1 protein-coding gene is annotated in these 457 nt (G+C 50.3%); it reads right to left on the bottom strand.

What is annotated here, in order from left to right; all coding sequences use genetic code 11:
• Positions 1 to 98 precede the first annotated feature (98 nt).
• Positions 99 to 457 (bottom strand): hypothetical protein (locus D7X55_RS45125; protein WP_233610446.1); only part of this gene is annotated, 359 nt, incomplete at its 5' end.

Here is a 457-nt window from a genome sequence, read left to right as displayed (position 1 = left end):
GGTAAGGGCCGCGACAAGCGTAAGGCACGAAACAACAAACAGGATGATACCCATTCGTTTCGACGTTTTGGGCGACAAGCGGCTGAGCATTTGCATGGTTAGAAAACAAATTTAGTGAGAAAACCTACGGTTGTGACGGGTTTGTTGCGGTTCGTTCGGACGGATGAGTTAAGGGACAAAAAGCCACCGAATAGCAGGGAACCCAGTAAGGTATTGACTTTGGTCAATCTGCCTCCGAACACGCGCCCGGTGGCCCCGCCCGCTACCTCAAGAAAGACAATCGGTTGCTGCACAAACGGAGTTAGCTTGTCCTGAAACATCATTCCCTTCAGACGGTAGCGATACGAAACCACAACCGGAAAATTAAAACTGGCCCCGACGTCGATGAACAGCCGTCGGTTAACGTTGCGGGCGAAATAATACCGAGCCATAACCGGTATCGTAATCAATTGATAGC

Source organism: Corallococcus sp. AB049A (genome assembly GCF_003668885.1).
Taxonomy (GTDB): Bacteria; Myxococcota; Myxococcia; order Myxococcales; family Myxococcaceae; genus Corallococcus; species Corallococcus interemptor.
The sequence above is the reverse complement of the archived record's forward strand: the minus strand, read 5'-3'. Positions and strand labels throughout refer to the sequence as shown.